Source organism: Nitrospirota bacterium, assembly GCA_016219645.1.
Taxonomy (GTDB): domain Bacteria; phylum Nitrospirota; class Nitrospiria; order Nitrospirales; family Nitrospiraceae; genus Palsa-1315.
Genome location: JACRLR010000012.1, coordinates 37,838 through 63,795 on the forward strand (window position 1 = coordinate 37,838; position 25,958 = coordinate 63,795).

The 25,958-nt window shown below is 55.6% G+C and carries 21 protein-coding genes and 2 pseudogenes; 8 read left to right on the plus strand and 15 right to left on the minus strand.

Annotated elements, in window-relative coordinates; genetic code table 11:
- Positions 1-14 precede the first annotated feature (14 nt).
- From HZB34_03255 to HZB34_03270, 4 genes are all read right to left on the minus strand, one after another.
- A complete protein-coding gene (locus tag HZB34_03255) occupies positions 15-2,846 on the minus strand; it encodes a pyruvate, phosphate dikinase (protein ID MBI5314968.1) in 2,832 nt (943 codons plus the stop codon).
- A 34-nt stretch (positions 2,847-2,880) separates the two neighbouring features.
- On the minus strand, positions 2,881-3,372 hold the full coding sequence (locus HZB34_03260) for a hypothetical protein (protein MBI5314969.1): 492 nt from the start codon (positions 3,370-3,372) through the stop codon (positions 2,881-2,883).
- Between the two features lie 303 nt (positions 3,373-3,675).
- On the minus strand, positions 3,676-5,865 hold the full coding sequence (locus HZB34_03265; protein MBI5314970.1) for a glycine--tRNA ligase subunit beta: 2,190 nt from the start codon (positions 5,863-5,865) through the stop codon (positions 3,676-3,678).
- A 15-nt stretch (positions 5,866-5,880) separates the two neighbouring features.
- On the minus strand, positions 5,881-6,822 hold the full coding sequence (locus tag HZB34_03270; GenBank protein MBI5314971.1) for a glycine--tRNA ligase subunit alpha: 942 nt from the start codon (positions 6,820-6,822) through the stop codon (positions 5,881-5,883).
- A 282-nt stretch (positions 6,823-7,104) separates the two neighbouring features.
- On the opposite strand from HZB34_03270, the gene HZB34_03275 reads away from it, so the two are divergent.
- The 3 genes from HZB34_03275 (at position 7,105) to HZB34_03285 (ending at position 9,226) form a co-directional block, all read left to right on the plus strand.
- The gene (locus HZB34_03275) at positions 7,105-7,539 is read left to right on the plus strand and encodes an Rrf2 family transcriptional regulator (protein ID MBI5314972.1); all 435 of its coding nucleotides are present in this window, start codon (positions 7,105-7,107) and stop codon (positions 7,537-7,539) included.
- 2 nt (positions 7,540-7,541) lie between these two features.
- Positions 7,542-8,375 carry a sulfite exporter TauE/SafE family protein gene (locus HZB34_03280; protein ID MBI5314973.1) on the plus strand — a complete coding sequence of 278 codons (834 nt, stop codon included), beginning with the start codon at positions 7,542-7,544 and terminating at the stop codon, positions 8,373-8,375.
- A 464-nt stretch (positions 8,376-8,839) separates the two neighbouring features.
- Positions 8,840-9,226, plus strand: coding sequence for a fibronectin type III domain-containing protein (locus HZB34_03285; GenBank protein ID MBI5314974.1), 387 nt, complete (start codon positions 8,840-8,842; stop codon positions 9,224-9,226).
- Between the two features lie 138 nt (positions 9,227-9,364).
- On the opposite strand, the pseudogene HZB34_03290 reads toward HZB34_03285, so the two are convergent.
- From HZB34_03290 to HZB34_03305, 4 genes and pseudogenes are all read right to left on the minus strand, one after another.
- A pseudogene (locus tag HZB34_03290) lies at positions 9,365-9,475 on the minus strand (HlyD family secretion protein).
- 576 nt (positions 9,476-10,051) lie between these two features.
- Positions 10,052-10,615: a sel1 repeat family protein gene (locus tag HZB34_03295; GenBank protein ID MBI5314975.1), complete on the minus strand. Its 564-nt coding sequence runs from the start codon at positions 10,613-10,615 to the stop codon at positions 10,052-10,054.
- Between the two features lie 204 nt (positions 10,616-10,819).
- A complete protein-coding gene (locus tag HZB34_03300; protein MBI5314976.1) occupies positions 10,820-11,059 on the minus strand; it encodes a hypothetical protein in 240 nt (79 codons plus the stop codon).
- Between the two features lie 221 nt (positions 11,060-11,280).
- Positions 11,281-12,558: a hypothetical protein gene (locus HZB34_03305; GenBank protein ID MBI5314977.1), complete on the minus strand. Its 1,278-nt coding sequence runs from the start codon at positions 12,556-12,558 to the stop codon at positions 11,281-11,283.
- 452 nt (positions 12,559-13,010) lie between these two features.
- On the opposite strand from HZB34_03305, the gene HZB34_03310 reads away from it, so the two are divergent.
- Positions 13,011-14,561: a M28 family peptidase gene (locus tag HZB34_03310; protein MBI5314978.1), complete on the plus strand. Its 1,551-nt coding sequence runs from the start codon at positions 13,011-13,013 to the stop codon at positions 14,559-14,561.
- A 76-nt stretch (positions 14,562-14,637) separates the two neighbouring features.
- Here HZB34_03310 and HZB34_03315 read toward each other — a convergent pair whose 3' ends face one another.
- On the minus strand, positions 14,638-15,243 hold the full coding sequence (locus HZB34_03315) for a hypothetical protein (GenBank protein MBI5314979.1): 606 nt from the start codon (positions 15,241-15,243) through the stop codon (positions 14,638-14,640).
- 566 nt (positions 15,244-15,809) lie between these two features.
- Between HZB34_03315 and HZB34_03320 the strand changes: the two genes are divergently transcribed.
- The 4 genes from HZB34_03320 (at position 15,810) to HZB34_03335 (ending at position 19,503) form a co-directional block, all read left to right on the plus strand.
- Positions 15,810-16,271 (plus strand): cytochrome c, encoded by a 462-nt coding sequence (locus tag HZB34_03320; GenBank protein MBI5314980.1) that lies wholly within the window; start codon positions 15,810-15,812, stop codon positions 16,269-16,271.
- Positions 16,272-16,378: 107 nt separating this feature from the next.
- Positions 16,379-17,362: a multicopper oxidase domain-containing protein gene (locus HZB34_03325; protein MBI5314981.1), complete on the plus strand. Its 984-nt coding sequence runs from the start codon at positions 16,379-16,381 to the stop codon at positions 17,360-17,362.
- A 55-nt stretch (positions 17,363-17,417) separates the two neighbouring features.
- Positions 17,418-18,422, plus strand: coding sequence for a multicopper oxidase domain-containing protein (locus tag HZB34_03330; protein ID MBI5314982.1), 1,005 nt, complete (start codon positions 17,418-17,420; stop codon positions 18,420-18,422).
- 532 nt (positions 18,423-18,954) lie between these two features.
- Positions 18,955-19,503, plus strand: coding sequence for a DUF1566 domain-containing protein (locus HZB34_03335; GenBank protein ID MBI5314983.1), 549 nt, complete (start codon positions 18,955-18,957; stop codon positions 19,501-19,503).
- Positions 19,504-19,882: 379 nt separating this feature from the next.
- On the opposite strand, the pseudogene HZB34_03340 reads toward HZB34_03335, so the two are convergent.
- The 6 genes and pseudogenes from HZB34_03340 to HZB34_03365 all read right to left on the minus strand — a co-directional run bounded on the left by HZB34_03340 (position 19,883) and on the right by HZB34_03365 (position 25,837).
- Positions 19,883-20,605, minus strand: a pseudogene (locus tag HZB34_03340) (hypothetical protein).
- 315 nt (positions 20,606-20,920) lie between these two features.
- A complete protein-coding gene (locus tag HZB34_03345; GenBank protein ID MBI5314984.1) occupies positions 20,921-21,517 on the minus strand; it encodes a NapC/NirT family cytochrome c in 597 nt (198 codons plus the stop codon).
- Positions 21,517-22,224 (minus strand): cytochrome C554, encoded by a 708-nt coding sequence (locus HZB34_03350; GenBank protein MBI5314985.1) that lies wholly within the window; start codon positions 22,222-22,224, stop codon positions 21,517-21,519. Before HZB34_03350 ends, HZB34_03345 begins: the two co-directional genes overlap by 1 nt.
- A gap of 142 nt (positions 22,225-22,366) precedes the next feature.
- Complete coding sequence (haoB, locus tag HZB34_03355) at positions 22,367-23,395, minus strand: hydroxylamine oxidation protein HaoB (GenBank protein MBI5314986.1); 1,029 nt, start codon at positions 23,393-23,395, stop codon at positions 22,367-22,369.
- A 20-nt stretch (positions 23,396-23,415) separates the two neighbouring features.
- Complete coding sequence (locus HZB34_03360; protein ID MBI5314987.1) at positions 23,416-25,128, minus strand: hydroxylamine reductase; 1,713 nt, start codon at positions 25,126-25,128, stop codon at positions 23,416-23,418.
- Between the two features lie 244 nt (positions 25,129-25,372).
- Positions 25,373-25,837, minus strand: coding sequence for a hypothetical protein (locus HZB34_03365; protein ID MBI5314988.1), 465 nt, complete (start codon positions 25,835-25,837; stop codon positions 25,373-25,375).
- Between the last annotated feature and the right edge of the window lie 121 nt (positions 25,838-25,958).

Below are 25,958 nucleotides of genomic sequence, written 5' to 3' on the forward strand. Positions count from 1 at the left end.
CTGTGTGGTGGCAGTCACCGTTTCTTGCGTGCTATGCGCGGGCCGCGAGGCTGCCGAGCCGACTTCGTCTTCAGAGTCCTGGTCGCGTCCTGCTTCGCCTGTGATCGAGGTCCTGAAACCTTGCGCGCGGGGAGAGATCGGTTCGATGCAGCTTCAGCTAAGGCCGCATGGGCTGCCGCGAGCCGCGCAATGGGGATGCGGTAGGGCGAGCAACTCACGTAGTCCAATCCCAATTCATGGCAGAACTCAACGGAACTGGGATCGCCGCCGTGCTCACCACAAATGCCCAGCTTGATTCCAGGACGGGTTTTCCGACCACCGGCGATGGCCTGCCTCATCAAGGCCCCCACCCCTTCCCGGTCGAGCACCGCGAAGGGATCCGCTTCCATGATATTGGCAGTCCGATAAAAATCGATGAACTTCGCCGCATCGTCGCGGGAAAAGCCGAACGTGGTTTGGGTGAGGTCGTTTGTCCCAAATGAGAAGAACTCCGCCTCTGCCGCAATGCGATCGGCCGTCACGGCGGCACGAGGCAATTCGATCATCGTGCCGACGAGATAGGAGAGCTTCGTGTTGTACTGCTTCATCGTCTCCTGCGCCACCTCGCGAATCAAATCTTTCTGCGCCTTCATTTCCGAAACCATGCCCACCAGCGGGATCATGATTTCCGGGACGATCGTCTTCCCTTCCCTGGCCAGTTCGCACGCGGCCTCCATGATCGCCCGTGCCTGCATGCGGGTAATCTCCGGCATCGTGATGCCAAGCCGGCACCCGCGTAACCCGAGCATGGGATTGAACTCGTGGAGTTCTTCGACTCGTGCCAACAACCGACGCTTTTCCTGGAGTTTGCTTCCATCGCGTCCGGTCAGCTCCAACTGTGCAATCTCGACCATCAATTCCTCACGCTTCGGCAAAAATTCGTGCAACGGAGGATCGAGTAGACGGATGGTGACCGGATAGCCGGCCATCTCGCGATAGAGCCCGATGAAATCCTGTTTTTGCAAGGGCAAGAGTTGATCGAGGAATTTTTCCCGCTCCTCTTTCGTCCGGGCCAAAATCATCTTTTGCATGATCGGAATGCGATCCTCGGCGAAAAACATGTGTTCCGTCCTGCAGAGGCCGATCCCCTCTGCGCCAAATCCCCGCGCAATGTTCGCCTGATCCGGCACGTCTGCGTTGGCGCGAACATGCAGTCTCCGTGCGCCATCGGCCCATGACAGAATCAGCGCGAACCGCTGGTACTTGTCAGACTTCTTCGCATCCAACTTGCCCTGGATGACTTGAATGATTTCAGATTCGACGACGGGAAGATCCCCCTCGTACACATTGCCGGTCGAACCGTTGATCGAAAGATAGTCTCCTTCACGGAAGACTTTGGCTCCGATGCGGACGGACTGGCCATCCAGTACCTCCACCGCATCACAGCCTGCCACGCAGACCTTGCCCATTTGCCGGGCCACCACCGCCGCGTGGGACGTCATCCCACCTCGCGCCGTCAGAAATCCAGCGGCTGCGTTCATCCCATGAATATCGTCAGGGCTCGTTTCCTGCCTGACCAGTACCACACGGGCACCGGACTCCTTCATCGTCACGGCCCGATCCGGAGTGAGCGCGATCTTTCCGGCTGCTGCGCCAGGACCTGCTGGAAGGCCTTTCCCCAATGGATTGGATTTCGCCTCTTCTTTCGTGTCGAAAATCGGGTAGAGGTATTGCGCCAATTGCTCCGGCCCGATCCGTTGCACGGCTTCCTGCTTCGAAATCAGGCGTTCTCTGACCATATCGACTGCAATCTTCACGGCAGCAATGCCGGTCCGTTTCCCGACTCGAGTTTGCAGCATGTAGAGCTTGCCCTCTTGGATCGTAAATTCCAAATCAAGCATGTCCCGGTAATGCTTTTCGAGCCTCTTGTACGTGTGCTCCAGTTCCCTGTACGCCTCCGGCACATTCTTCGCGAGGGCGTTCACCGGAAGGGGCGTTCTGATACCGGCGACGACATCCTCGCCTTGCGCATTCATCAAACACTCGCCGAAAAAGTTTTTATCGCCGGAAGCCGGGTCCCGGGTGAACGCCACACCGGTGCCGCTCGTCTCTCCCATGTTTCCAAATACCATCGCCACCACGTTGATCGCCGTGCCCCAGGAGTCCGGAATCGCGTAGAGACGCCGATAGGTGACGGCCCGTGCGCCGAACCATGAAGAAAAGACGGCGTTGACGGCCAAGCGAAGCTGCTCGAGCGGCTCATCGGGGAAATCTTTCTTGGTCTCTTCCTTTATCAACGCCTTGAAGCTGGCGACCAATTCACGGAGATGCCGCGCATCGAGATGGGTCTCGTGCGGTACGCCTACTTCCGCCTTCTTATGTTTGAGGATCGCTTCGAAATGTTCTCGTGGCACACCCATGACGATGCTGCCGTACATGGACACAAAACGGCGATAGCTGTCCTGGGCAAACCGATCGTTGCGTGTTTTTGCCGCCAGTCCTTCGACCGTCTTGGTCGTCAGACCGACATTCAACACTGTATCCATCATGCCAGGCATCGAAGCCCTGGCACCGGACCGGACCGAGACCAGCAATGGCCGCTCAGGGTCGCCGAATTCCATACCCATCGACCGCTCGACCCGCTTGAGCGCTTTCAATGCGGCCTCCCACATGCCGGGAGGATACTGTTTCCCGTTCTTGTAATATTCGACGCAGGCCTCGGTGGAAATCGTGAAGCCGGGGGGAACGGAGATGCCGAGATTCGTCATTTCGGCAAGTCCGGCACCTTTCCCACCAAGCAGTTCTTTCATGTTGGAGGTCCCTTCGGCCGAACCGTCGCCGAAGTAGTACACATATTTCTTTGCCACGCTGCCCTCTCCTTCGCGTTGACGTCAGTTCAATTCAATGGATAGCTGATGCTCCATGACCGGAGACGGATTCGAGGTGCAACCGATACCGTCCAACCAGATACCATTTCGCCACCAGCCCGAACGCAATAACTGCCACGAGAATCAGCACCAAGAAAAGCAACCGATAGTCGGCCTGAACTCCCCGATCCATATAATACTGCCCGTCCGGCCCATGCCGAAGCGTGATCTCCGGTTGAATCTGATGAGTCTTGCCGGACTTATCGGAGAGATTAATCCATTCCGTGCAGAGGCGCACCGGTTCCACTGCTCCCGTAACGGTCTTCCAGCCGAGCCTGAGACAAATGTCTTGTTTGGAGTTGAATACATCTGGGGGCGCTGCCAGTTCATCGAGATTGATCCCGCTGGCCCAAAACCCAACTAGAACAATTGCGTTGCAGAACAGGATCAGAGCAAGAGACACGCCGATGGTGAACCGACGGACTTTCCTCGCCCGACGCTGACCGTCTGACAATGATTGATCCATCTCTACACCCGACCGTTTTGTCTCACTCGATAGGTGGTCCGGATGAGTCGCCCTATTGCGCGCGACATTCTCACCCGCCCACCCACTGGCACGTCGAGACGTGCCATTATACCCGGGCGAGGGTCTTCTGACTCCCCAACGTTCCAGAGGGAGTAGGCAGATTGTTCTTCACTGCGCGCATCGAGCGACCACTGCTTTATCGTGGGGGCTCTGCGAGCAAGAAGAACGGTCTGCCTGCTCCCTCGCATCCTTCTGAGACCGGCCGTCACGCGAGCACGGGGGACTCACCGGACCACCTATACCTTACCCTCCTTGTACCACAATCTGGGAGAAGTCGGCGAATGACATAAACAAATCATCCACTTCTTTGAGCAGCGACAACCGGTTACTTCGGACGATCGGATCCTCTGCATTGACCATGACAGCCGTGAAGAACGCATCGATGGTGGGCTTCAGACGCACCAGCCCATCCAAGGCCTGGCCATAGTCCCCCCGCTTCATTGCGGACATCATCTTGCCGCGTTCTTCCGCCGTGGCCCGGTAGAGGGCAGATTCTGTGGGATGGTCGAACCGCGCCAGGTCGACCGGCTTGCGATCCCATTGCTCTTTCTCAACGAGCCGATGCGCACGCTTGAAGCCGACGATCAACGGATCGAACTCCACCTTCGTCGTCACGGATTGAAGCGCCTTCATTCTCAGCACGAGATCGACGAGGTCCAGCGCCTGGTCATGGGCCGGTTTGAGCACCGCTTCTATGGCATCATCCCGCAATACCTGGACGACACGACCATAGTGCCGAACCCGTTCGAAGACGAACTCCGCTATCCGCCGTACGCTCTGCAGTTCAGAATCCGGCATCCCCTTAAAGCCGTCATCGGAAACGAGGGTGCTCGCATTATGAATGTAGCGCCCCAAGTCCATCCGCAGATTTCCCTCAAGAATAATTCTGACGATGGCCGTGGCATTCCTACGCAGCGCAAAGGGGTCTTCCGATCCGGTCGGGATGAGCCCTACATGAAAAAATGCTGCAATTGAATCCAGCCGGTCGGCCAACGACAGCACCTGACCGGCTAAGGTCCGGGGCAATTCGCCTTCGATCGACCGTGGCAGATATTGCTCACTGATCGCCTGACTGACCACATCAGATTCCCCGTCGTGTGTTGCGTACTCACCCCCCATGACGCCCTGCAGCTCAGGAAACTCCCCGACCACGCCTGTAAGAAGGTCGGCCTTGCAGAGATCCGCCGCCCTTTCGCAGACCTCTTTCAGCTTGGGATCCTGAGGCCGCAGGCTGGAGGCGATGAAGCCGGCCAGCTTCCTGACCCGTTGCTGTTTCTGAGCCATAGTCCCAAGCTTCTGATGGAATGTGACACCGGCGAGCTTCTCGACACGTTCCTGTAATTTCACCTTGCGATCTTCATCGAAGAAGAACTTGGCATCGGCCAGCCGGGCGGCCAACACCCGCTCGTTCCCTTCACGGATGAGGGTCATATCTTTCACCTGATTGTTGGCCACCGCAATGAAATGCGCCACAAGCTTGCCTGTATCACGATTCAGCAGGGAGAAGAACCCCTGATGTTCTTTCATCGAGGTGATCAAGATCTCTTGCGGCACTTCCAAATAGGCCGATTTGAAAGATCCGATGACGGCATTGGGGCATTCGGTCGTATAAACCGCCTGGTCCAGCAGATCGGCATCGACGTTCAGCCGGAACCCGGTCTTGTTGCAGATCATGGCAATTTGATCTTCGATCACACGCCGACGACGCTGCGGGTCCGGAATGACCCCTTGACGTTCAAGCCCCTTCAGATAAGACTCATAGTCTCTGACCACAAGCCCTTTTGCATTCCCCAGCACGCGATGGCCTTCCGTCCTGTTACCGGCGGTAATTCCTGCCGCTTCGATCGGAATCGTGGTCCCCCCGAACAGCGCCACCAACCACCGTATCGGCCGGGCGAACCGCACACCGGTGTGATTCCATTTCATCGCTTTCGGAAAGGAGAGTGTCGCGATTAACTGCGGGAGAAGTTCTTCCAGCACCACGTTGGCTGGCCGCCCCTGTTCTTCCTTCACGGCACAGAGGTACTCCCCCTTCGGAGTCTGGCGAATCTGCAGCTCGTGAACCGCAACCCCTTGCCCTGCGGCAAATCCCGTTGCCGCTCTGGTCGGCTGGCCGGCCGGATCGAATGCCACAGACTTGGAAGGCCCCATCGCTTCCTTGACCACAGAGGTCTGCTGGGTCGCGAGACCTTGAACCACCAGAGTCAATCGCCGTGGAGTTCCCAGAGTACGGACGGATTGAAACCCAAGCCGTTGGTCTGTCAACGACTGCTCAGCTGAACCTTTGAGCGCAGCCAACGCGGGAGCAATGAACTGGTAGGGAAGTTCTTCGACGCCGATCTCGAGCAACAACTCGGCAGCGGTCACTGAGGAAAGGCGCCGCCCACGCTTCGCGGGAGGACCGGGACGCCGAGGTTTCTGAGCCTTTGCCATGGATTCTTCTGTGGGCTAGGGCCGGCCCGCGATGGTTGTTGAACGTGTACCAACTACCTTTGTCCCGCCATGCCCCACCACGCGGTTGAGCAATGGGTGTCCCATCGCCGCCCGCTCTTCGATATAGCGTTCGGCACATTGACGTGCGAGGGAGCGAACTCTGGCGATATAGCCCGTGCGTTCCGCGACACTGATCGCACCGCGGGCATCGAGCAGATTGAAGAGGTGCGACGACTTGATGCAGAAGTCGTAGGCAGGAAGCGTCAGCCGTTTGTCGCGATTCGCCAAGAGTCGTTTGCATTCCCCCTCGAACGATTGAAACGTGGCCATGAGCATCGCCACATCACCCTCTTCGAAATTATAGGTCGAGAACTGGACTTCGGTTTCGTGATGGATGTCTCGGTACGTGATCGATTCGTTCCAGGCCAGATCAAAGACGTTATTCACCTGTTGCAGATACATCGCAATGCGTTCCGTCCCATATGTGAGTTCGACGGTAATCGGATTCAGTTCTATGCCACCGATTTCTTGGAAATAGGTGAACTGGGTGATCTCCATCCCATCGAGACGTACCTCCCAGCCCAGGCCCCAGGCGCCGAGCGTGGGGGACTCCCAGTCGTCTTGAATAAACCGGATATCATGTTGCTTCGGGTTAATCCCCAATTGGGCCAAACTCTCCAGATACAACGACTGAATGTTGTCAGGCGCCGGTTTCAGGACGACTTGATATTGATAGTAGTGCTGCATGCGATTTGGGTTTTCGCCATACCGTCCGTCCGTAGGACGCCGGCATGGTTGAGGATAGGCGGCCCTCCAGGGCTCCGGGCCAAGGGACCGGAGAAACGTGCCCGGGTGAAAGGTTCCTGCGCCCATCTCCAGATCATAGGGTTGATAAATGACACAGCCTTGCTCAGCCCAATAGTGATGCAATGTGAGGATGAGGTCCTGGAAGGTCACGAAGAGTCCAGTCGTTGAATCGAAGGTTCGAAGAATTTTTGCGCTAGATTCGTTGAAATGAAAGGAGAAACTAGCAGGAATTCGCAGAACCTGTCAAGGAACAACCCCTCTATGATCAAGGAGTTGCAGCATCCTGCCTCTTGTTAGAACTGATTGACATTGTGGATCGGACCCTCTGACGTATTTGACTCACATTCTTCTATGGGCTCTTGACGGGACCAGTCCTGGCACATTATTGTCGCAAATCTTGACTCACTCACTCGGAATTGTTTCGACCGCACCATGAAACTCTCGAAAAAAAGCGAGTATGGGCTTCGCGCCCTGCTTGAGCTCACTCTCGCGAATGGCCGGGAGACGTTACAACGACATCAGATTGCCGAGCGTCAGCATATCCCGGTGGAGTTCTTGGAACAGATTCTTCTCACGCTAAAACGGGCCGGGCTGCTCGCGAGTCGTCGGGGGGTCAAGGGCGGCTATACGCTGATCAAGTCGCCCGGTGAGATAACGCTTGGTCAAGTGATCCGCATCTTAGACGGGCCGCTCGCGCCTATTTCCTGCGTGAGCAAAACCGCCTATCAAAAGTGCAGCGACTGTCCCTACGCGACCAAGCCCTACTGCCCACTGCAGGATGCGATGGGTGAGGTTCGTAATGCCATCGCCGATATTCTCGACAACTACACGCTCGACGATTTTGCATCAGTGCCTCGCAAAGGATAAGTATGGATCTCGTCGTGCTCGTAGCGATTACGCTTGTCGCCGCTACCGTCAATGGCGCCCTGGGATACGGATTTTCTTCGATTACAGTTCCCGTCGCTCTGCTCTTTTATACCAACCGTATTCTAAATCCGGCATTAGTGCTCGTCGAACTGGTGATCAATGGGTACGTCCTCTTTATCAACCGCAAAAGCATCCCGAACATTTGGTGGCGCGTGGCGCCTATCCTGATCGGCCTCCTGATCGGTGTCGCCATCGGCAGCTATATTCTCTCCCTGGTGCATCCGTCCTGGGTAAAGTTCGTAACCTATATCATGCTGTTGCCGCTGATTCTGCTCCAAGCTGCCGGTATCAGAAAACCCATCAAATCCGAAAAAGCCATCGCGGTCCCTTTCGGAGTGGGGATCGGGACCCTCTATTCCATTACCACCATCTCAGGCCCCCCCCTTGCGGTCCTCTTCAATAATCAAGGATATGTCAAACAGGATTTCCGGGCCGCGCTCGGCGTCATTCGAGTGGGAGAAGCCGTCTTGACAGGAATCGCTTACTATTTCATCGGACTCTACAGTTACGCCAGCATGGAGATCATTCTGTACATCATCCCCAGCGTCCTATTGGGAATTCCGCTCGGAAGCTTTCTCATTCGTTGGATGGACCCTGAAACATTCAGGCGGATCTGCATGGCTTTCGACGCCTTGATCGTCGCATTCGGATTGTCCAGGGTGCTCACAGAGTTGAATCTCGCTACCGCATCCACCACCTATAGTATTTTCACAATCATGATGATTGTGAATGCTTACCTACTCTATCGTTTTTTCAGGAACCGGACCGTCCCATGAGGGAGAAGATCATCGTCTCGTGTAGTTAATTGGGCATAACCAACTAGGTAAACTCAACAGGCTAGTTACACCAGTTCAATCCCTCCGGCTCCTCTTGCTTACCTCGCTCGTAACCCGTTCTGTGCCCATGGGATACCTTCATTGCCTGGAGCCTCAACCAGCTCGCTCACTGCACATCCCAATCCTGATCTGATTCCTCCGAACAGCAGCAGCGGAATAGCGGGAACCCTTATGGGACGGCGTTTTGCGCCGACACTGGATCTGTAGGGTGAGGCCTTCAGACTGTACAAATCCAACAACCTCGCGCAACGAGGTCTCATCAATTTCAATAAAGAGATTCACTAGTTAGAACCGCGCGCGATGGCACGTAGCTTGCTCTACCCTCGACTATGTTTCATTACTTGCCCCACAACACGCACGAAGTCGCGCGAACGAAATCAACGCCCCATACAGTACCGTTACCTTTGACCGCCATCGTGGTCGGTCTGTTTGTGGCGATCATGCCCCTGCTGACCGGATGCGCCCCAGAACACCAGGCCGACAGCGGATCAACAGCAACACCAGCAGCAGCCACCGCCTCTCTCGAATGGCTTCCGGTTCAAGACCCTTCAGTCATTGCCTACTTCGTCCATTACGGCAAACAATCACCGGGACAACCAGGCAGCTGTACATACGAAAGTTCCATGTACGTTGACTCCCCGTCAGCCACAGTCCCTAACCTTGATCCGAATACTACCTACTATTTTGCAGTTAGTGCCTATAACGGCCTTGAGAGCCCCTGTTCAGAAGAGGTCTCGACCGTCACGGAATCTCCTGCTCCCCTAACCAATCAACCAGTCCCATTGGCCTAGGCAGAGAGGGGGTCAGGCACCATTTGGGGGCTGACCCCGTTTCAGCCTTACCAAATCACTTCAAGAGGCTCGTCTCTCAGGTTCATCTGGTTTGATTCGTTCAACCAGACAGATAGACGAGATAAACCAGATAGACCCTTATCGTTCCCTCAGACTTTCCTTGACGGACTTCAGCAACGGGCTCAACAGATATTCAATGACGCGCCGCTGGCCGGTCTTGATTTCCACCGTCACCGCCATCCCGGGGGAAAATTTCTTTGGCTGATTCACGGGCTTCCAACGATGGTGGTGAAGGGCAGGGGTTCCTCCCGTCGTTAACCGACGCGTGGGGCTTTGATATTCAAGGGGTTGCGCGGGTAGCTTAGAAATCTGACCCGCGGTTTACGAACTTCCCCTAGTGCAACACCCGACCACCCGACCCCACAAGAAACCACAACTCAGGAGACTGCCCAAGTGGGGCTAGATGGGCCTGGTTTGTCCTGTCCTGGTAGCAGCGTGGGAGCAGAGGAACTCATGGATTCGTCAACCTAGTCGGGCAATTGGTAAATCTTCCAATGAGTACCATTGCGGATTCCAATGACGCCGAGTTGACCCGGAGAAGGGGCCCAGACCCACTCTTGTCCCTCTTCTTTTCTCGATTGGGGATTAGGGGGTGGGATTGGCGACGGCGAGATGAGACGCATCCAATGTTCGGAGGGTACCCTGCAGTTGACCGAGCCAAGCGCGCGCCACGCGATAGTCGCGGGGGCGCATCGGTATAACACGGTAGTACCCGTCTTCCACATGGGCGTCCAGCTGGGTGAGGATGCGGGCCCCTTCATCCTCTCATTGGTCTTTCGATTTCCACTCACTCGCCAGTTTCTTGGCCTGGGCAATTTGAGCCGGCGTCATCTCTTTGTCCAGTGAGTTGAGCAGCAGGGGCGCAGACTTATCTCCGTTCGTCGCGGCCAGACTGAGCCACGTGTACGCCTGGACCTTATCTTTCGGCACGCCTTCCCCGTAATCGTACATGATGGCGAGTTTCGTTTGAGCGAGTGCCATTCCTTGGTTTGCCGCGAGACGGAACCATCGCAGGGCTTGCTGATAATCCTTCCGACCGCCTTCTCCATTAAAATACAAGGTGCCCAGGCTGAACTGCGCCTTGGCCTCTCCCTGCGCCGCCGCTTTTCCATACCACTTCCGGGCTTGCACATCGTCCTGCGGCACCCCGCGGCCCTTGTGATACATCATCCCCACTTGATACTGCGCCAGGGCATCGCCCTGCTCCGCCAGCGGCTGCCACTCCCGCAAGGCGGTGGCGTAGTCTTCACGGTCATGCGCATTCATGCCAGCCTGAAAATCGGCCCATGCCGGCACGGCGAGACAGAAGATCGACAACACAAGGGTCATAGTCAATCGGAAGGACACAGGCACCTCACAAAATGGTCCATTCTAGAAGGGTCGCGCTGGGAGGAGCAAGGCCACCCGCGCGGCGGTGGTGAGCGCTGAGGGACTCGGGAAAGGCAAGACCGGAGCGATCAGGCATGGGCGGAGTATAGAACGGAGGCACCGCCCCCTTCCGCTGGGATGGCGTCGCAAAGGTATTGTGTCAGCCTATCTGCTCCGGTACTTCTCAGCCAGGTGTGTGATCGCTTGTTCAGCGTGTTTCGTCGCCACGTCCGCATGACCTGCTTTCCCGTGCTCAATGGCCTGCTTGAGTTCCCCGATCCCTGCGTCCACATGCGGAGCCTCGCCGGCCTTCAGAGCAGACTGTAGCGCCGCTTCCGCACTGGTGAGGAATGCACCCACATGACCCTGTTTACCATGGTCCGCCGCCTCTTGGGCGAGCGTGATGGCTTCCTCGCGGTGCTGCTCCTAAGCGCGTATCACATCCCGCCTGGCCCCGCCTTCGCCAAATACCTGTTGCAGCGGTAGCACCGTGGCGGTGACGAGAACAACTAGTGCGGCGAGTCCAACAGCTTGCGACATGGTATATCGTGTCATTGGCATTCTCCCTTCTGAATAGACGTGAATACTACGGGCTAAAGGGTGACCCTGATCCTGCTCCGTTTCACTCATCTACCCACCACCGGCGTAAACCCCTCGAACGACTGAAGAGATGTTTCGACCATGACTCGCGCCAACTGATCCCGGTTCAGCGGACAGGTTCTCTCTTCGGTCTTGCGAACCAAGCCCGTCGGAACGGTGTCGCTCGTCCAGAGTTTGATGACGAGGCGGCAATTTTTGAAGGTCGGCCACACCAACGCGTCATACGCATATGTCGCGGACTCCCAGTGCGTCGCAATCCGGGCGCCATTGACTTCGATCGTGTCTTCGCCGGTTTCAATCGGTACGGTGTTTGGGTGGACACCCATCGCAAGATTGCCGGCTTGATGAAAGATAGTCAGCAGTTGGGCAGAACGGGATTGATTCGCCAACGGGTCGTCACCGGGATCGTACTGAGCGGCAATCGTTTCTTCCCATTGATTCGGAGGCATGGGCCTCCCGTACCGATCAGTAGGAGCTTCGCTGAACCACAGTCTGATCTTCTCAGCGTTGATGGCCCGCAACTGATAGGCCTTGAGAGAAGTGATCGGACCAGCCAGGAAGTTGTTCGGATCGGCCAGAGTCCAGTACCGAGCGGCGTACACAACCTTCGCACCAGGCGCGAAGTTCTTCCAGGCCAGATATTCAGGATGGTCAACGAGCGCCACGGTTGACTTGGCCGGATCCGGATAGGTTTCCTTCAACGCCTGGGCGACGGCCTCCGGTACTGGGATCTCTTTTCGACTATGTTCCGTGATGGTGTCGTACCGATCCTGTGTTGTTTCGACCGACATCTGCCTCTGGTACTCGTTGGTGATTTCTTCCGCGATCTTGTCGATTGCCGTGCTGAGAACGTTGCGCAAGTCGGGGCCGCTCACATCGATGAGCTTGCCGAGATAGGGCTCCGCGATACGCCGGGCAATCACCTCAGCGTTCCGATAGTAATATTCCGAAATCTGCCGATGCCCTTCTGCATGTTCAACAATCCTCTTCTGCGGATTATTCGGCAGCCATGTCGTGAGGTTAAGTTGCAGCGTCACTTTAATCCGGTTGATCGTGGCCTTCGCATGCATCGCATCGGTCTGCATGATCTGACCGCCGACGGACGCATCGGAAAGGAACCCCCCGGCACGCACCGCCTCTTCGGGTCCCGTGAGCGGCGGCCGGTCACGCGGCGGACGGTTGGGATCGAAGTATCGCGTACCAATTTGAGCCGGCATTTTGACGATCTCCACCTGCGGCTGTTTCGACTGAGCAGATGGAACTCCGACAACCAGCACGAGTATGATCATGAGCCACGAACGCATAGACACCCTTCCTCATCACAGCTTCAGCTTGCTCTCTGCGCGCCTGCCTTGTCTTTCGCATCTTTCGCCTTGGCGGCTTTCACAGGCGGCTCGTGGGAGGTACCCGTCGATACCTCGTCCCGTCCGGCAACATAAGTAACCGGCAAACTTTAGGAAACACTCATTTTACTCGCAATAGGAACGGTGAGGCAATCGTAGTGAGTTGGGGAAAACCTCGCGAGGGCTGCTGAAGCCATCCGCATATCTTGATGAGTAAGAGGTCACCACAGAGGTATGCAGAATGCTCAAAACGGCTGATGTTCTCACCAGCCCAACCCCGGTGCCCGGCTCGACTGAGATCGCCGAAGTCCGAGACACGCCGTTCCGCGATCACGGCAGCAGCGAGCGAAGAACCGCTCTGCAACAGGTCAGCCTATGTTATAGTCCTGTGCCATCTTTAGGAGACTCACTGCATGAACAACTCGACAGGCAGCTACTCCCCCTCCGTTGTTGTGATTATTCTCCTGGGAATCATCCTCGGGCTGTTTTCCTTTGTGAGCCGAGGGTACGCGCAATCGGAGGAAGACCCGCAGGCATGGCTTGGTGCACTCAATAGCCTGTCGAGCGAACGGATGCTCGCCGACGTGCGCACGTTAAGCAGCCCGGCTTTCAACGGACGGCAAGCTGGATCCGCCGATGACCTGCGATCCGCACAATGGGTTGCACAGGAATTGACGTCGGCAGGGATACAACTCCCGCGGATTGACAACAACGGAATCGCCTTTCCCTCTCCCAGTGCCGGGAAGGAAGAGGCCGGCATCATGGCCTCTGTGGTCTCCACGCCACTCATCGAACCTAATCCGGTTGTTCGCACTGGCGCAGCGGACCAGTTGGTCACCGCGGAGCTGGGCAAGGACTACTTCCCGGTCTTTGACTCCCCCTCTGCCGATCTCCAGGGTCAGATCGTCTTCGTCGGGTACGGCATGGTCGATCCCGCTCAAGGGATCGACGAGTACGCCGGCGTCGATGTGAAGAACTGCATCGTGCTCTTCCTGCGTGGCAAACCGGATCACTACCCAAGCCCTGTCAGCCACGCCGATAAGGTCCGCTTCGCACGAGATCGAGGAGCCGTGGCCTACCTGACCGCTACAGGGCCGATTATCAGCCCCTATGAAATACGCCGCGGCGCGACGGGAAGGCCCAGCGCAATGTATGGGCAGCTCCCCCCTGCCCAAGCCCTCCCTGGCGCATGGATCAGCACCAAATTGGCCGAGACGCTTCTCGCTGGAAGCGGCGGGGAGTCCAATCCTAACCACTTTCGCATCCTCCAAGAACAACTCAATAACGCCCCGTCAGCGCGATCGCGCCTCGTCAATCGATTTGCATCTCTCCATTGGAAAACCACGATCGCGGACGGCTTGCTGACGAACGTGGTGGGGATGATTCCTGGGACAGGGCCGGATACTATTGTCATCGCCGCCCATCGCGACCATTTCGGACGTCCAGCGGGCCTCTGGTTTCCCGGCGCGGACGACAATGCCTCAGGAACGGCTGTCGTCCTGGAGGTTGCACGTGCCCTTGGGAAAATCGGCCTGCGCCCTGAACGGACGATCCTCTTTGTTTCCTTTAGCGGACAGGAGAGAGATGTGCTCGGGTCGCGCCTCTATACATCGAGACCCGTCATCCCCCTCGACTCAACAAGGGCCATGGTCAACATCGACCATGTCGGAGCGGGAGACAGCGTGTTAATGTTCCGTGTCGCAGAGTTGAAGAAATCTGTGTTACGGGAAGCAGGGTTTGTCGCAGGGTTGGTCAAGAAGCTTGATTATTACAGTTTCTTGCCCGGCGGCGACGACGGACCGTTCAAAGAGGCCGGCATTCCAACTGTCAGCATCGCAAGCGGCGGGGTCCACCCGCACATGAGTCTGCCCACCGACACCGCCGACACGATCAATCCGGAAATTTTGCGGACCATCGCACGGTATGTCGTAGCACTCACCTGGCAACTGGCGAATTCTCAATAAGAGATACGCGAGGCTAATCCGTTCTCTTCACGTGGCGTTCAGATCGTGTTCCGAAACCTTCTTCTGCACGCTCAGATCAATGGCGCATATGAGCCCTTGAGGAATCCGGGAGGAGGCGGAACGACCTCAGCATTTTCCCGCCCTGGGCGTCATACGGCACGAGACCGTACACGTACTGATCGTTCGCAAGATAGACGAACTCGTTAGGGGCAGGTTGCTGGCGGAGGGTCACTCTCAACCCTTCCTTCACGCCTGTCAGTCGAACCAAAGAAATCTCGCTGCCGGGAGGCAGCAGTCCGGATGAGTCGAGCCAGTCCTGCAGCAAGCGTTCCGGCGATCGCTCGAACACGCTGACGGTCAAACCCGAAGGTCCACGATCTGCCACCCGGCCGGTCGCGGGATCTTTCCGTTGAAAACGTACGCGCTGGACCGCCGTCGGCTGTGTGGTTGTCTGGGCGGGGCCTTCGGTGAGAGGCACGTATTCTCTTGGATAGTACTTGACCGTAAAACCATAGGTGCGGTCAGTATATTTGTCTCGCATCTCCGCCTGGACGACAGGCGCTGAGTCCGTCGACTTGCCGATTTGCCGCACCGTGTTGTCGCACCCGGACAAGACGAGACCCACGACAATCATCTTTGAAAGCCAACCGACTCGAAACACCATCGGTGTACCGTTCGCCATGTGATGCACCCCTCGTGCTTCCTGCCCCTGTGTGTATAACCGACGAATCGGCACGGCGGTCCACCGATCGGCTCATGGAGGGTGGCGTACAACTGATTCGGCGCATTGCTGCGCGCGTCATCTTGCACGGAGGCAGCCGAGGATGTCAATGCATCGAGCGTACAAACGGCACGATCGAGCCAGGCCTTTGGCGGGACCGCCGTGAGCGCTTCGGACACTTAAAACCGGCACGTCATTGGCTCTGCGTCAGGGGATTCGAGGCAGACCTGCAATATGGAATCTCGTCGGCGGCACGGCCGCAAGTGTTTGAAAAACAGTGCGGCCTCTTGACACTTTGTAATTTGCTATGTTACATCGCCTTGCTTAGTTCGGTTGATAAGATGGCATAGGAGACAACTTCCCGGCATATGGTTATGCCTGGATGGTCTCTGTGCTATCGGCGTGTTAAGATACATTACTTTCGATGTGGCAGCCCAACGGGAAATAGAAACATACCTGATGGACCCCATGAAGTTGGACCTCGTCGATAGACCAGACTCACCATTCATACAAATAAGGAGGCAGGAATGACGGGAAGGAATTTCGGAATGGCAATCCTAATGATGGGGAGCGCTCTGATTCTGTCAGGAGGCATGGCTTTCGCTGAAGATGACCCCCCATTGCCCCCGGTTCCACCTGAGTATGCAGACAAAAAAATGCCGGCTGGAGGCTGGACGGATCCTAAGGCAATCGAAGAAGGAGAGCTGATTTACAAGGGCGAGGTTAATCCGAACGTCAACTGTGGCAGCTGCCACGGCAAGGACGGCACACCGGTCAAGAAAGGCGCGCGGGATATGCGCGATCCTAAAAATATCTGCCGCTGGTCTGACGCATTCTGGTTCTGGCGAATCTCGGAAGGTATCCCGAAGACAAAAATGAAAGGTTTCAAGAACGCCCTGACGGAAGAGCAGATCTGGCATGTGATGGCGTTTGAGAACATGTTCTCAAACGGAGGCAAGCCGCACGACCACTCGTGCTACAAACCGTAAGCAGGAAGGTAACGACAATGCCCTGAACCGGGGCTGACACCATTCGGTTCGCCCGCGTCGTATGAGAGAAGACAGTATCAGGGCAGTCCAAAATCAAAGGAGGCGTCATGTCTATTAGTTTATCTCGTTGTGTGCGCACGGCCGGATTGGTCGGCGCATTTATGATGACCCCATATCTGGGCATCCATGCAGGTGTGGTGTCGGCAGAGACCATCAAAGCGCAACTGGCGTTCGCACCCAATGTTCCTCCTCCCATCAAACGAACCGAGCCCGCCACGGTCCTCGTCAACTTGACATCGGACGAGTGGGTCGGTCCGCTGAGCGACGATAACAACTATGAGTTCTGGGGTTTTAATAAGCACACCCCAGGACCCATGATCCGTGTCATGTTGGGCGATACGGTTGAAATCCGCATGAAGAACGATAAGAACAGCAAGGAATCCCACAATATCGACTTCCATGCGATCACGGGGCCAGGCGGCGGGGCGAGCCTGCTCAATAGCGAGCCAGGGCAAGAAAGCGGGGGAAGGTTTAAGATGATCATTCCTGGCATCTTTATGTATCACTGCGCCACCGCCTCGCCGTCCATTCCCGAGCACGTGTCGAATGGCATGTACGGCACGATCGTCGTCGAGCCGGTGGGTGGGTTGAAGCCTGTCGACAGGGAATATCAGCTCACGCAAAGCGAGTTTTACACGAAAGAGGGTGCTGAGAAGGGCGAGACGATGGAATTTTCGTACGAAGCTGGGTTAGATGAGCGTCCTTCCCATGTGGTCTATAACGGCCATAAGACTGCGCTGGTCAAGAACCCCCTCAAAGCCAAGGCGGGGGAAACCGTTCGGATTTTCTTCACCAACGTAGGACCCAACTTTGTCGACTCTTTTCAGATCCTCGAGCAGCCGTTCGACAGGGTCTACACCGAGGGTTCTTTGAGCGCACCACCGGCGGAAAATGTCAAGGTGACCAAGGTTCCTACTGGTGGCGCGGTGATGGTCGAGTTTAAAGTCAAGACGGCCGGCACCTATACCCTCGTTGACCCAGTGGGCAATCGAAAGGACCTCGGCGCCATGGGTCTGCTGAAGGTAGAGTAGAGGATCCAATTAACGAGGCCATCTACGAGAGTTCTCAAAAATTAAAGGAGGCGTCATGCCTAAGAGTTTCTTACACAACATGCGTCATGCCGGGTTGATCAGCGCCTTGGTCATGGCTCCGTGTCTCGCCATCAATGCAGGCGTGGTGTCCGCGGAGACCATCCAGGCCCAACTCCTGAAGGCACCCAATGTTCCCGCTCCCATCACGCGAACCCAGCCCGCCACCGTCGTGGTCAACCTGGAAGCATCCGAGTGGGTCGGTCTGATCAGCGATGATAATAGGTATGAGTTCTGGGGGATCAATGGCATGGTGCCAGCGCCCATGATCCGCGTCATGGTGGGCGATACGGTTGAAGTCAATTTCAAGAACAAGAAGGACAGCAAGGAGAGTCACAATCTTGACTTCGGCAAGGCGACCGACGGAGCCGCCCTGGTCACTGCGGAGCCTGGAAAGGAAGCCAAGCTATCATTTAAGGCCACCAAACAAGGTCTCTTTATCTATCAGTCCTCCACTGCAGCGCCATATAACATTCGACACTTGTTGAGTGGGATGTACGGCTTGATCCTCGTTGAGCCGGTTGGTGGGCTGAAGCCTGTCGAAAAAGAATTCTATGTCATGCAGAGCGAATTTTACATGAAGGACGGCAAGAAGAACGACACCTTGGATTTCTCGATCGACAAGGTCAAGGAAAAGGATGCGTCGTATATCGTGCATAACGGCCACATGACCGCGTTGGTCAAGGTTCCACTCCGCAGTAGAGTGGGAGAGACCACTCGATGGTTCTACGGCAACGCAGGAGTCAACTTTGAATCTTCGTGGCATGTCATCGGAGAAATGTTAGACCGGGTATGGCCGGCGGGTGACATGTCAAAACCGCCGCTTGAATCTATCCAAAGCACCCTGGTGGGGACGGGTGAAGCGACCATCGGAGAATTCAAAGGCGAAATGCCCGGCACGTTCGTGTCGGTTGACCACTCGCTCTTCCGCACCGAAAAGGGCGCCCTTGGCCTGCTGAAGATAGATGGTCCGACTAATCCTAGCCTCTTCAAAGGTCTGTAGTAATCTGCAGGGAGAGGATTAGGATAGTGCCAAGACACAGCTGATTCACTAGCAGTGTGGGCTCAGCGCAGCACGGTCGTACCAGAGTAACATAAGATGGGGAGGGAGAGGATGAGCCTCTTCCTCCCCGTTTTACGATTGGGAGAAGAGGGTATAGCATCTCGTGTGCAACCGGTTGTACATAACAACGGCGTGCTCGCTTCCATCACCCCCCTACAGCCACTCGGATGGCCTTGCTCAGGCAGACCCGTAGAAGGGATCGGTCCTGCAGAAGGTATTGACAAAGCAAAGAGTCTCCTGCTATTAAGCATACGCTTTACTTGTCATGAATCTGAGAAGATGTCCTACGCCGATTCTCGATTTTCAACCATCGGCAATCAGGCAGGAGGGTCAGCCATTTCTATCTCAGCGGCTTCCGACTTGCGATCAATCATTTTCCCGAACGTAAACAGCATCCCTCACTGCGTGGTCTGATGTCATCAATCACGCGGCAGTCGGGCGGTGCAACAATATCACATACAGGAGGGTCGACATGAAAAGCAGAAGAAGTAAATGGTTGGGCGGCATCGGCGCTGCGGGGCTGGTTGTCGGATGCCTGGGGCTGGCTGGTTTTGGTTTAGGAACAACAGCTTCTGACGCGCAAGCCGGTCCCTTGGCGGAATTCCAAGGCGGCAAGGCGGTGGGGTTGTCGGCGAGGTTTACCATTTTGGATTCATTTAATAAAGAGGCGGCGCTGGACAATGAGACCGGATTGGTGTGGGAAATGATACCGGAGCGAGCGATGACGGTGTGGAAAAATGCCGCCGGTGTCTGTGCAAAAAAGACCGTCGGTGGCAAGAAGGACTGGCGCTTGCCATCACTCAAAGAATTGGAGACCCTGGCGGATCACACGATCTATCCTCCCCCCGCCCTCGTATCCGGCCATCCATTTTCCAACATCGAGCTTCATGGTTATTGGACGTCAACGGAGCACGAAGAGTATCCCTTCAGCGCCTGGGACGTGAACTTCGACTATGGCATCATCGGCAACGATTTTAAGATCAACAAAAACTTCGTCTGGTGCGTGCGCGATAACAGTTAGGATCAGAAGTGCCTCTTAGGTCATTGGCTGAGTTGGGGGTGGCGCAAGCCACCCCCTGCTTGTCCTACCGTAAATCAAGCACATCGATACCACTGAAAATCTTGTTAGGGCGGTGCTCCACCACCACTCTAGAGCGTCGTCACAATGTAATCCTGTGGTTGGAGAATTGGGATGATCCTTGTTCAGGTGAGGCGGGGAATTAGGTTTTGTCGAGGGGCTCAACGGCAAGATCGGGATTCTTCAACGACGTGCTGATGGCCTGCGAGGTGCGCTGTATCTGCGTTTGAATATCCTCTCGTGCATGCTCAGGAAGACCGAACAAGCCCGTCCAACGGCTAACCGTTGAGGGAGAAGAGCCCTCAGTTTGACGCCAGGCATTGACATATCTCAGGCCACTCAGGACGAGGGCTGCCCCGCCCATGGCCACCGAATCGACGATGCAATACCAGAACGTCACCCCGCTTGGAGGATTGGCTTGAGATAGGCCAAGCACAGGATCTATGGCCGCCCATTTCCACGCGCCCACGGCTGTCCCAATTAATTCCAGCCAGGTTGTAATAAAGAACGCCGCGAGATAGACCATGGGTGAACGGCCTAGGAACAGAAACCCCAAGAAAATGGCGAACATTAATGCGCCCAGTGCGTCGGCCTGTTCCGGCAACCCACTTATCCCCCAAGCTGCCCATGCACCGCACACGATGATCACAAAGGCGGTAATCCCTCTCGCATATCGCTGAAAGAGCCCGGATCGGGCCATGGCAATGGCTGTGAGATACACCATTCCATGACCAGGCGGCACATAGGCCGGCACATTCTCAAACCGATAGGTGTATCCCCCCATATAGATCGACGCAAAATGTTCGCCCCATGTGGCAAAGGCCACTGCAACGAGGACTTGGATTCTCGCTTCTCCTTTTTCGCCGAGAAGCATCACCAAGAGAGAGACAAACGCGATACCCCCCAGGACATACTGCCGTCCCAGGCTCGCGTCTATTTCTAACGTCAAACAGACGGCGACAGCAAAAAACGTATAGGCCGCAATGACGTAATCCCTGGTCCTGTGGGGATGCGCAACACCCAGTTGCGGGAAATGGCGTAGCATGGTCGACTGCAGTACATTCATGAATCGTAACTCCAGATCCCCTTGAGCCTGCCACTCACACCGGTTCCTTGGAAGTATCTCCTCATGTTTCAGATCTTAGATGGGTTCGAGCAGGGGCTCGCTTGTGTCAGAAATTTAACGTGTCACCGGTCCTGCGTCAACTCAACAAGCGCAATTTTCTGGCTTGTCGAGAAAACTGTTTGTTGAGTTCTGAGATCAGACGTCGTTGGGGTTCAACCTAATGGGCAGGAGTAACCGAATTGTTCAGCGCACCTGATGCCGGCATAGTTTCTCACTATGCCGGCATCAAAGGTGTCAGTCGTCTTCTTTCTTCTCTTTGGGCTCTGCTTTGGGCACATTCTTGCCCTGAGCTAAACTGGCATTGAGATCGGTCTCCGGGACTTTTTTATGCACCAGGTTCTGATGGCAATCGATACAGGTCGCCCCCTCGGTCTCCATCTTCTTGTGCGCTGCTTTTGCCGATGCTCCTGGTGGCTTGGTATTCTTGTGACAGGCCCGACAGGTCAAACTGTCCCAGCCCTTGAGTTTCATACGCGCCCTGTAGGCTGCTTCCGGCCTACGTTCGTTGAATTTCTCGATCGTCGAGTAATCGACGGTGAACTCGTCGATCAAGAACGGCAGTCCATCCACCACATGAGTCCACACAGCCAGATGGAAGTTTTTCAAGCCCTGCGGAACGTGACAGTCCTTGCAGCCAGGGTCCGCCCCGAGCGCACCCCAGTGCGATGACTTTTTCAGCTCCTCGTAGGGGTAGGTCTCGGAATGGCAGCTCACGCAGAACTCGGTTCTGGATATCGCCGCTTCGCCGCCGAATACCACGGCAATCGTCCCAACGGCAATCACTGCGCCAAGAGCTAAGGCGCCGACTGTCACAATGCCCCTCTCTGACATTACTCCTCCTTGCCTATCTCCGCCGGCTTCGCATCCTTCTGGAATTCCTCATGGAACTTCGGGGTCGGCGGACCTTCGAACGTTCCAGATAGTTTGAAATGCTCATGCATGGCTTTGTTGTTGCGCACGGACTTTTCAAAGTCAAACGCATACTTTTTATCCACGGTAGGGGTGAACGGCGTATAGGGCTTCTTGACACCCTTCCACGGTGAGCCTTCGTAGTTCAGATGACAGGCACTGCACTTCTCGATGAATTCAAAATCCTGTCCTGCTTCCGCGAGGGTTTCCCGCGGCGTAACCTTTTTCGACTTTTCAAAGGCCTCGCCGGCCTTGCGGTGAATCTTCCGATAATCCGTGCCAGCTCCATGGCAGGATTCGCAACCGACACCGACAAGGAATTTGTCGGGGTCCGAAATTTCATACCCTCCCTCAGACCCGAACCCTGTCACATGACAGCCGATACAATCCTTGTCCTTTGTGTAGTCCTTCTTCGGGTCGAGTTTCGCCTTGACCATGGCTGCATTCTTTTCCTTATTCCTGTCGGCTTTGAGCGAGTCGACTGCTTTCGCGTGGGCGGTCTTTATCCATGAGTCTGCCTCGCTCTTGTGGCAATTACTGCATTTCTTCCGACCTTCAAACGGTGTCTCAGCGGAAGCAGTTCCAGCAAAGACCATAAACAACACAGCAGCCGCTAGGGCAAATAACATGGGATGCTTCGGATACTTCACAGGGCCTCCTTTCATCAGAACAACTATTAGTGGTCGCGCTTAAAAAATCGAATGTGCGTTAGTCTATCGTGTGTGTGCAAGATTTACAATAACGAGCCTTCTACTTCGGCCACTCAAAGAATCAATTATTCGATGGCTGTGCAGATGGTATCTTATACACCAAATAACCTCCCTCTTTATAGACCAGCTGGACCGGTTGGAAATCCAGAATGAGCGAGGTCGTCATGGGCAACATCTGCGCGAGCAGCGTCTTTGTGCTTTTTTCATCTGTGAGGAAGTACGCGCGGAAGATATTGTCTGAAAAACCATGCACAGTGTGTCCGGCATACTTGTTGTCCCCTTCCCAACGCTTGATCATTATATTGACTCCATGAACATCGGTGCTCCCTTTCACGGGAAAGTCCTTATAGGCAACACCTATACGATCCGGACGCATCAGCCCAAGCTTATAGATGTCTGCAATGTGAACCACGACATACCCTTCGCGTCCGCCGACCAGCTCACGCAGGATCTCGACACCTTCTTTGGGCTCTGAGGCTAACGCATCCGCAAATCGTTGGAATTTACGCTCCTCTTCCTCTGTCGGTGGAGCCGCCCAGAAGTCTCGTTCATACTTCGCGATGGATTCCATTCTTGGCTTCCAGACCATCGGCATAATGAGAGGTTCGTTCAGCTGAGTGGTGAAGACCGGATCTAATCCGGTGAGAAGTTGGATCTGCCGCGAGGTGTCCCACCAGGCCAGAATAGCCGCATCCTTCGGCATATGCTTGGAAATTGCCGGCGCCAAGATGGACAGCTCGGAGAGCTTACTATCAAGAAAGATCATTGGTTCGCCAACGTGATTTTCCCATCCGATCATCACGGGCTTCGAATTTCCTCGGCGTGCAATATAGGCAGCGGCTATCGCTTCTTCCATCCCCTCGACGTGGATTTCTTGCTTTGTGAGCTTAAGATCCGGCCAAGCCCCTAATTCTAGCTTGGGAAACTTTTCTATCCCGCCTTCTTCCACTAACCGATATTGATACGGTGCCGGACCCGGATCGAACCATAAAAATGCAAACCAACCAAGCAATAAAAAACCTCCCGCCGCCAGGATGACTCCTAGTGACGGGAGGATTTTACTACTCGGCCGCGTCAGCGTTGCTTCCATTGTCTGCGCGGCGCCCTATTTCACTTCTGGTTCTTCTTACGTCGGCTCCATCCGGCCAGCGCCAGCGTTCCGGTCAGCAGCATGCCGCCGCCCAGACTGCCCAGCGTCAGCTTGCCGTCGGTGCTGTCGAAATCCAGGAGCCGGCTCGTCTTGCTCTTTTCTTCGAGCTTGGTGACCCGTTCCATCAACAGCATCCGGTCCTTCAGCTTGGTGTCCTCATCCATGATTTCGACATAGGCCCGGTTCATCGCGGCCCAGCCGACCGTATAGGTGAACCCCGGATATTGGTGCGCCATACTCACGTGCAGTTGCACCAGATGGTCTTCCGCCATCTCGAAGAGTTTCAGCTCGATCGCGGTCGGGCTGTTGTTCTTGGACCAGTAGATCTGCCAGAACTGGTCGAACAGCGCCTTCGCTGGGGCCGGCGGGGCCGGCCGGTTGGTCCTCTGCCCGGTCAGGAGGCGCGCCTCGAACTGTTTATGCACGACGTTGTGCGCCTCGTCGTATTTATCCAGGCCGGCGCTCGTGCCGTTATCGATAAACTCCAAGTAGGCGCGGGCGAAGGTCTCGGAATGGCACGTGGTGCAGGTCTTGACCCACGCCTCGTACCGTTGCATACCCCAGTTGTCAAATACAGCCTCGCGAATCCCTGGCACGAAGGGATAATTCGCCCAGCGAACCTTACGCACCGTGTTGTGGCTGAATTTACCCTGGTACTCCATATGACAGCTCTGGCAGGTCGGGAACTTCTGCCCGCCCTTAGCAACTGCATCCTTGAGCTGTAAATCGAAATTCCATCTACCCTTAGAAGCCTGGTACCCCAGCCCGTGCTGTGACCCGTTGTAGGCTTCCCAGTTGTTGTGATCGGCCCCGCTGTGGCAGGTACCGCAGGCTTCAGGCTTGCGGGAGTCGGCCACCGAGAATTCGTGCCTGGTATGGCAGTTATCGCACTTGTTCTGATTCGTATGGCATAGGGAGCAGCCTTCAGCAATCTCGCGCTGCGACATGCCCGCCCAGATATCGGTCTCGACGTTAGCGCGCCAATCCAGCACGTGCGACGGACGACCCCGTGGCCACTGGTTCTTCGGCCATAAGATCGTGTCGCGCTCGGACTCGCGCTCGGCATATTCCATCAGATGGCAGTTGCCGCACACATCGGAAGTAGGCATCTTCAGGTCGACCCGGTGATCGGCCTTCTTCGTCGTGTTGATGTCGACATGGCAATCGATGCAGCTGACTTCCTTCAAGTTCTCTTTTGCACCAAGCTTGCCGATCGAGCGCAGGTTCGCCTCGATTTCCTCCAACTTCGCTTTCTTATAGAAGGTGTCGTCTTTGGGGGTCAGCTTGCGAATCTTGTCAAGATTGGCGTGGGCACTCTTTTTCCAAGTTATCACCCACCCAGGCGACTCATCGGTGTGGCATTTCACGCACTGCTCGCGCGTCGCCACTTCCTTCACCGATTGCGGCGGCTTGTAGAAGGTCGCGGGATCGAGGTACTTGGTGATGGGAATCGGCTCCCAATACTGGCCGTACTGCCCCTTCCCCGCTCCTTTGCCTGGATCCTTGTAGCGCTTCGTCAACGCCTCATGAAACTCCTTGGGGCTGGCGGACCGATCAATGTTCAGGGCCTCATAGGTCTCCTTGGGAACGCTGGGGAAGTTGGCCTGCGCGGTCCCTGCGAGCATCACCCCGCACACCATGAGACAACATCTCAGCCAGAATTTATTCACCATGCTAACCCTCCCTCCATTCATAAAGTACAACGGTCTATTATTGGTGCGGTTTTTCAGATTTTTACATGCATTTATATCTACATTAGCGCTGGCTAATCACAGCACCGCGCATGTATATCGCAGGACATAATCCATGTCAAGATATTAAGTGGCATTCAGATAAAAAAATCGCCGGTCACGCATTTTTCATAAATTTTTGCAAATACAGTGCCATCAACACCGGGGAATGATGGCAGTCCACAGGCTAGGGTCTTTCACGATCGATAACAATGGCAACCCCCTCCGCTCCAGGGTTCACCGGCTGACTCACTCCCTCCAAGTCTCCACTCTGAGGCATCGCTTGGCCGGACTTCGATAGACGAGCCACAATCACGACCGTGCCGACATCAGAAAGTTTTCTGGAAGGCATCATACTGACTGAGTCATCGAGCCGAAAGTTGAAGGGCAAATCCTTTTTCGTCGCCCGTACAATCGCGACAGGCATCGGTGGGCCATTCGTTTCACGCGCAAACACAAACAATGTGTCTGTCGCGGCTCCTTTGTTGGCCAGGCCTGGCGCGATCGTCACCTTGCCACTGATGGCAAGCGACGATCCAGCCTGTCCAGTCGGCTTCGCAGGAGCTGTCGGTTCCGTATATCCAGATCCTGTCGAGGCAAGCAACAATCCGCAGACTAGTAGACCACACCTTATCCAACGTCTGTCGACCATGTGCAATACTCCCTGTTTGTGAAAAGACTCTTCGTTATCTACGAATTTATCGCGGAGGACACAGCGCGCATATATCTCAGCATGGGTTAGGCGATGTCAAGGGAGGAGTGGACTGCTCTCC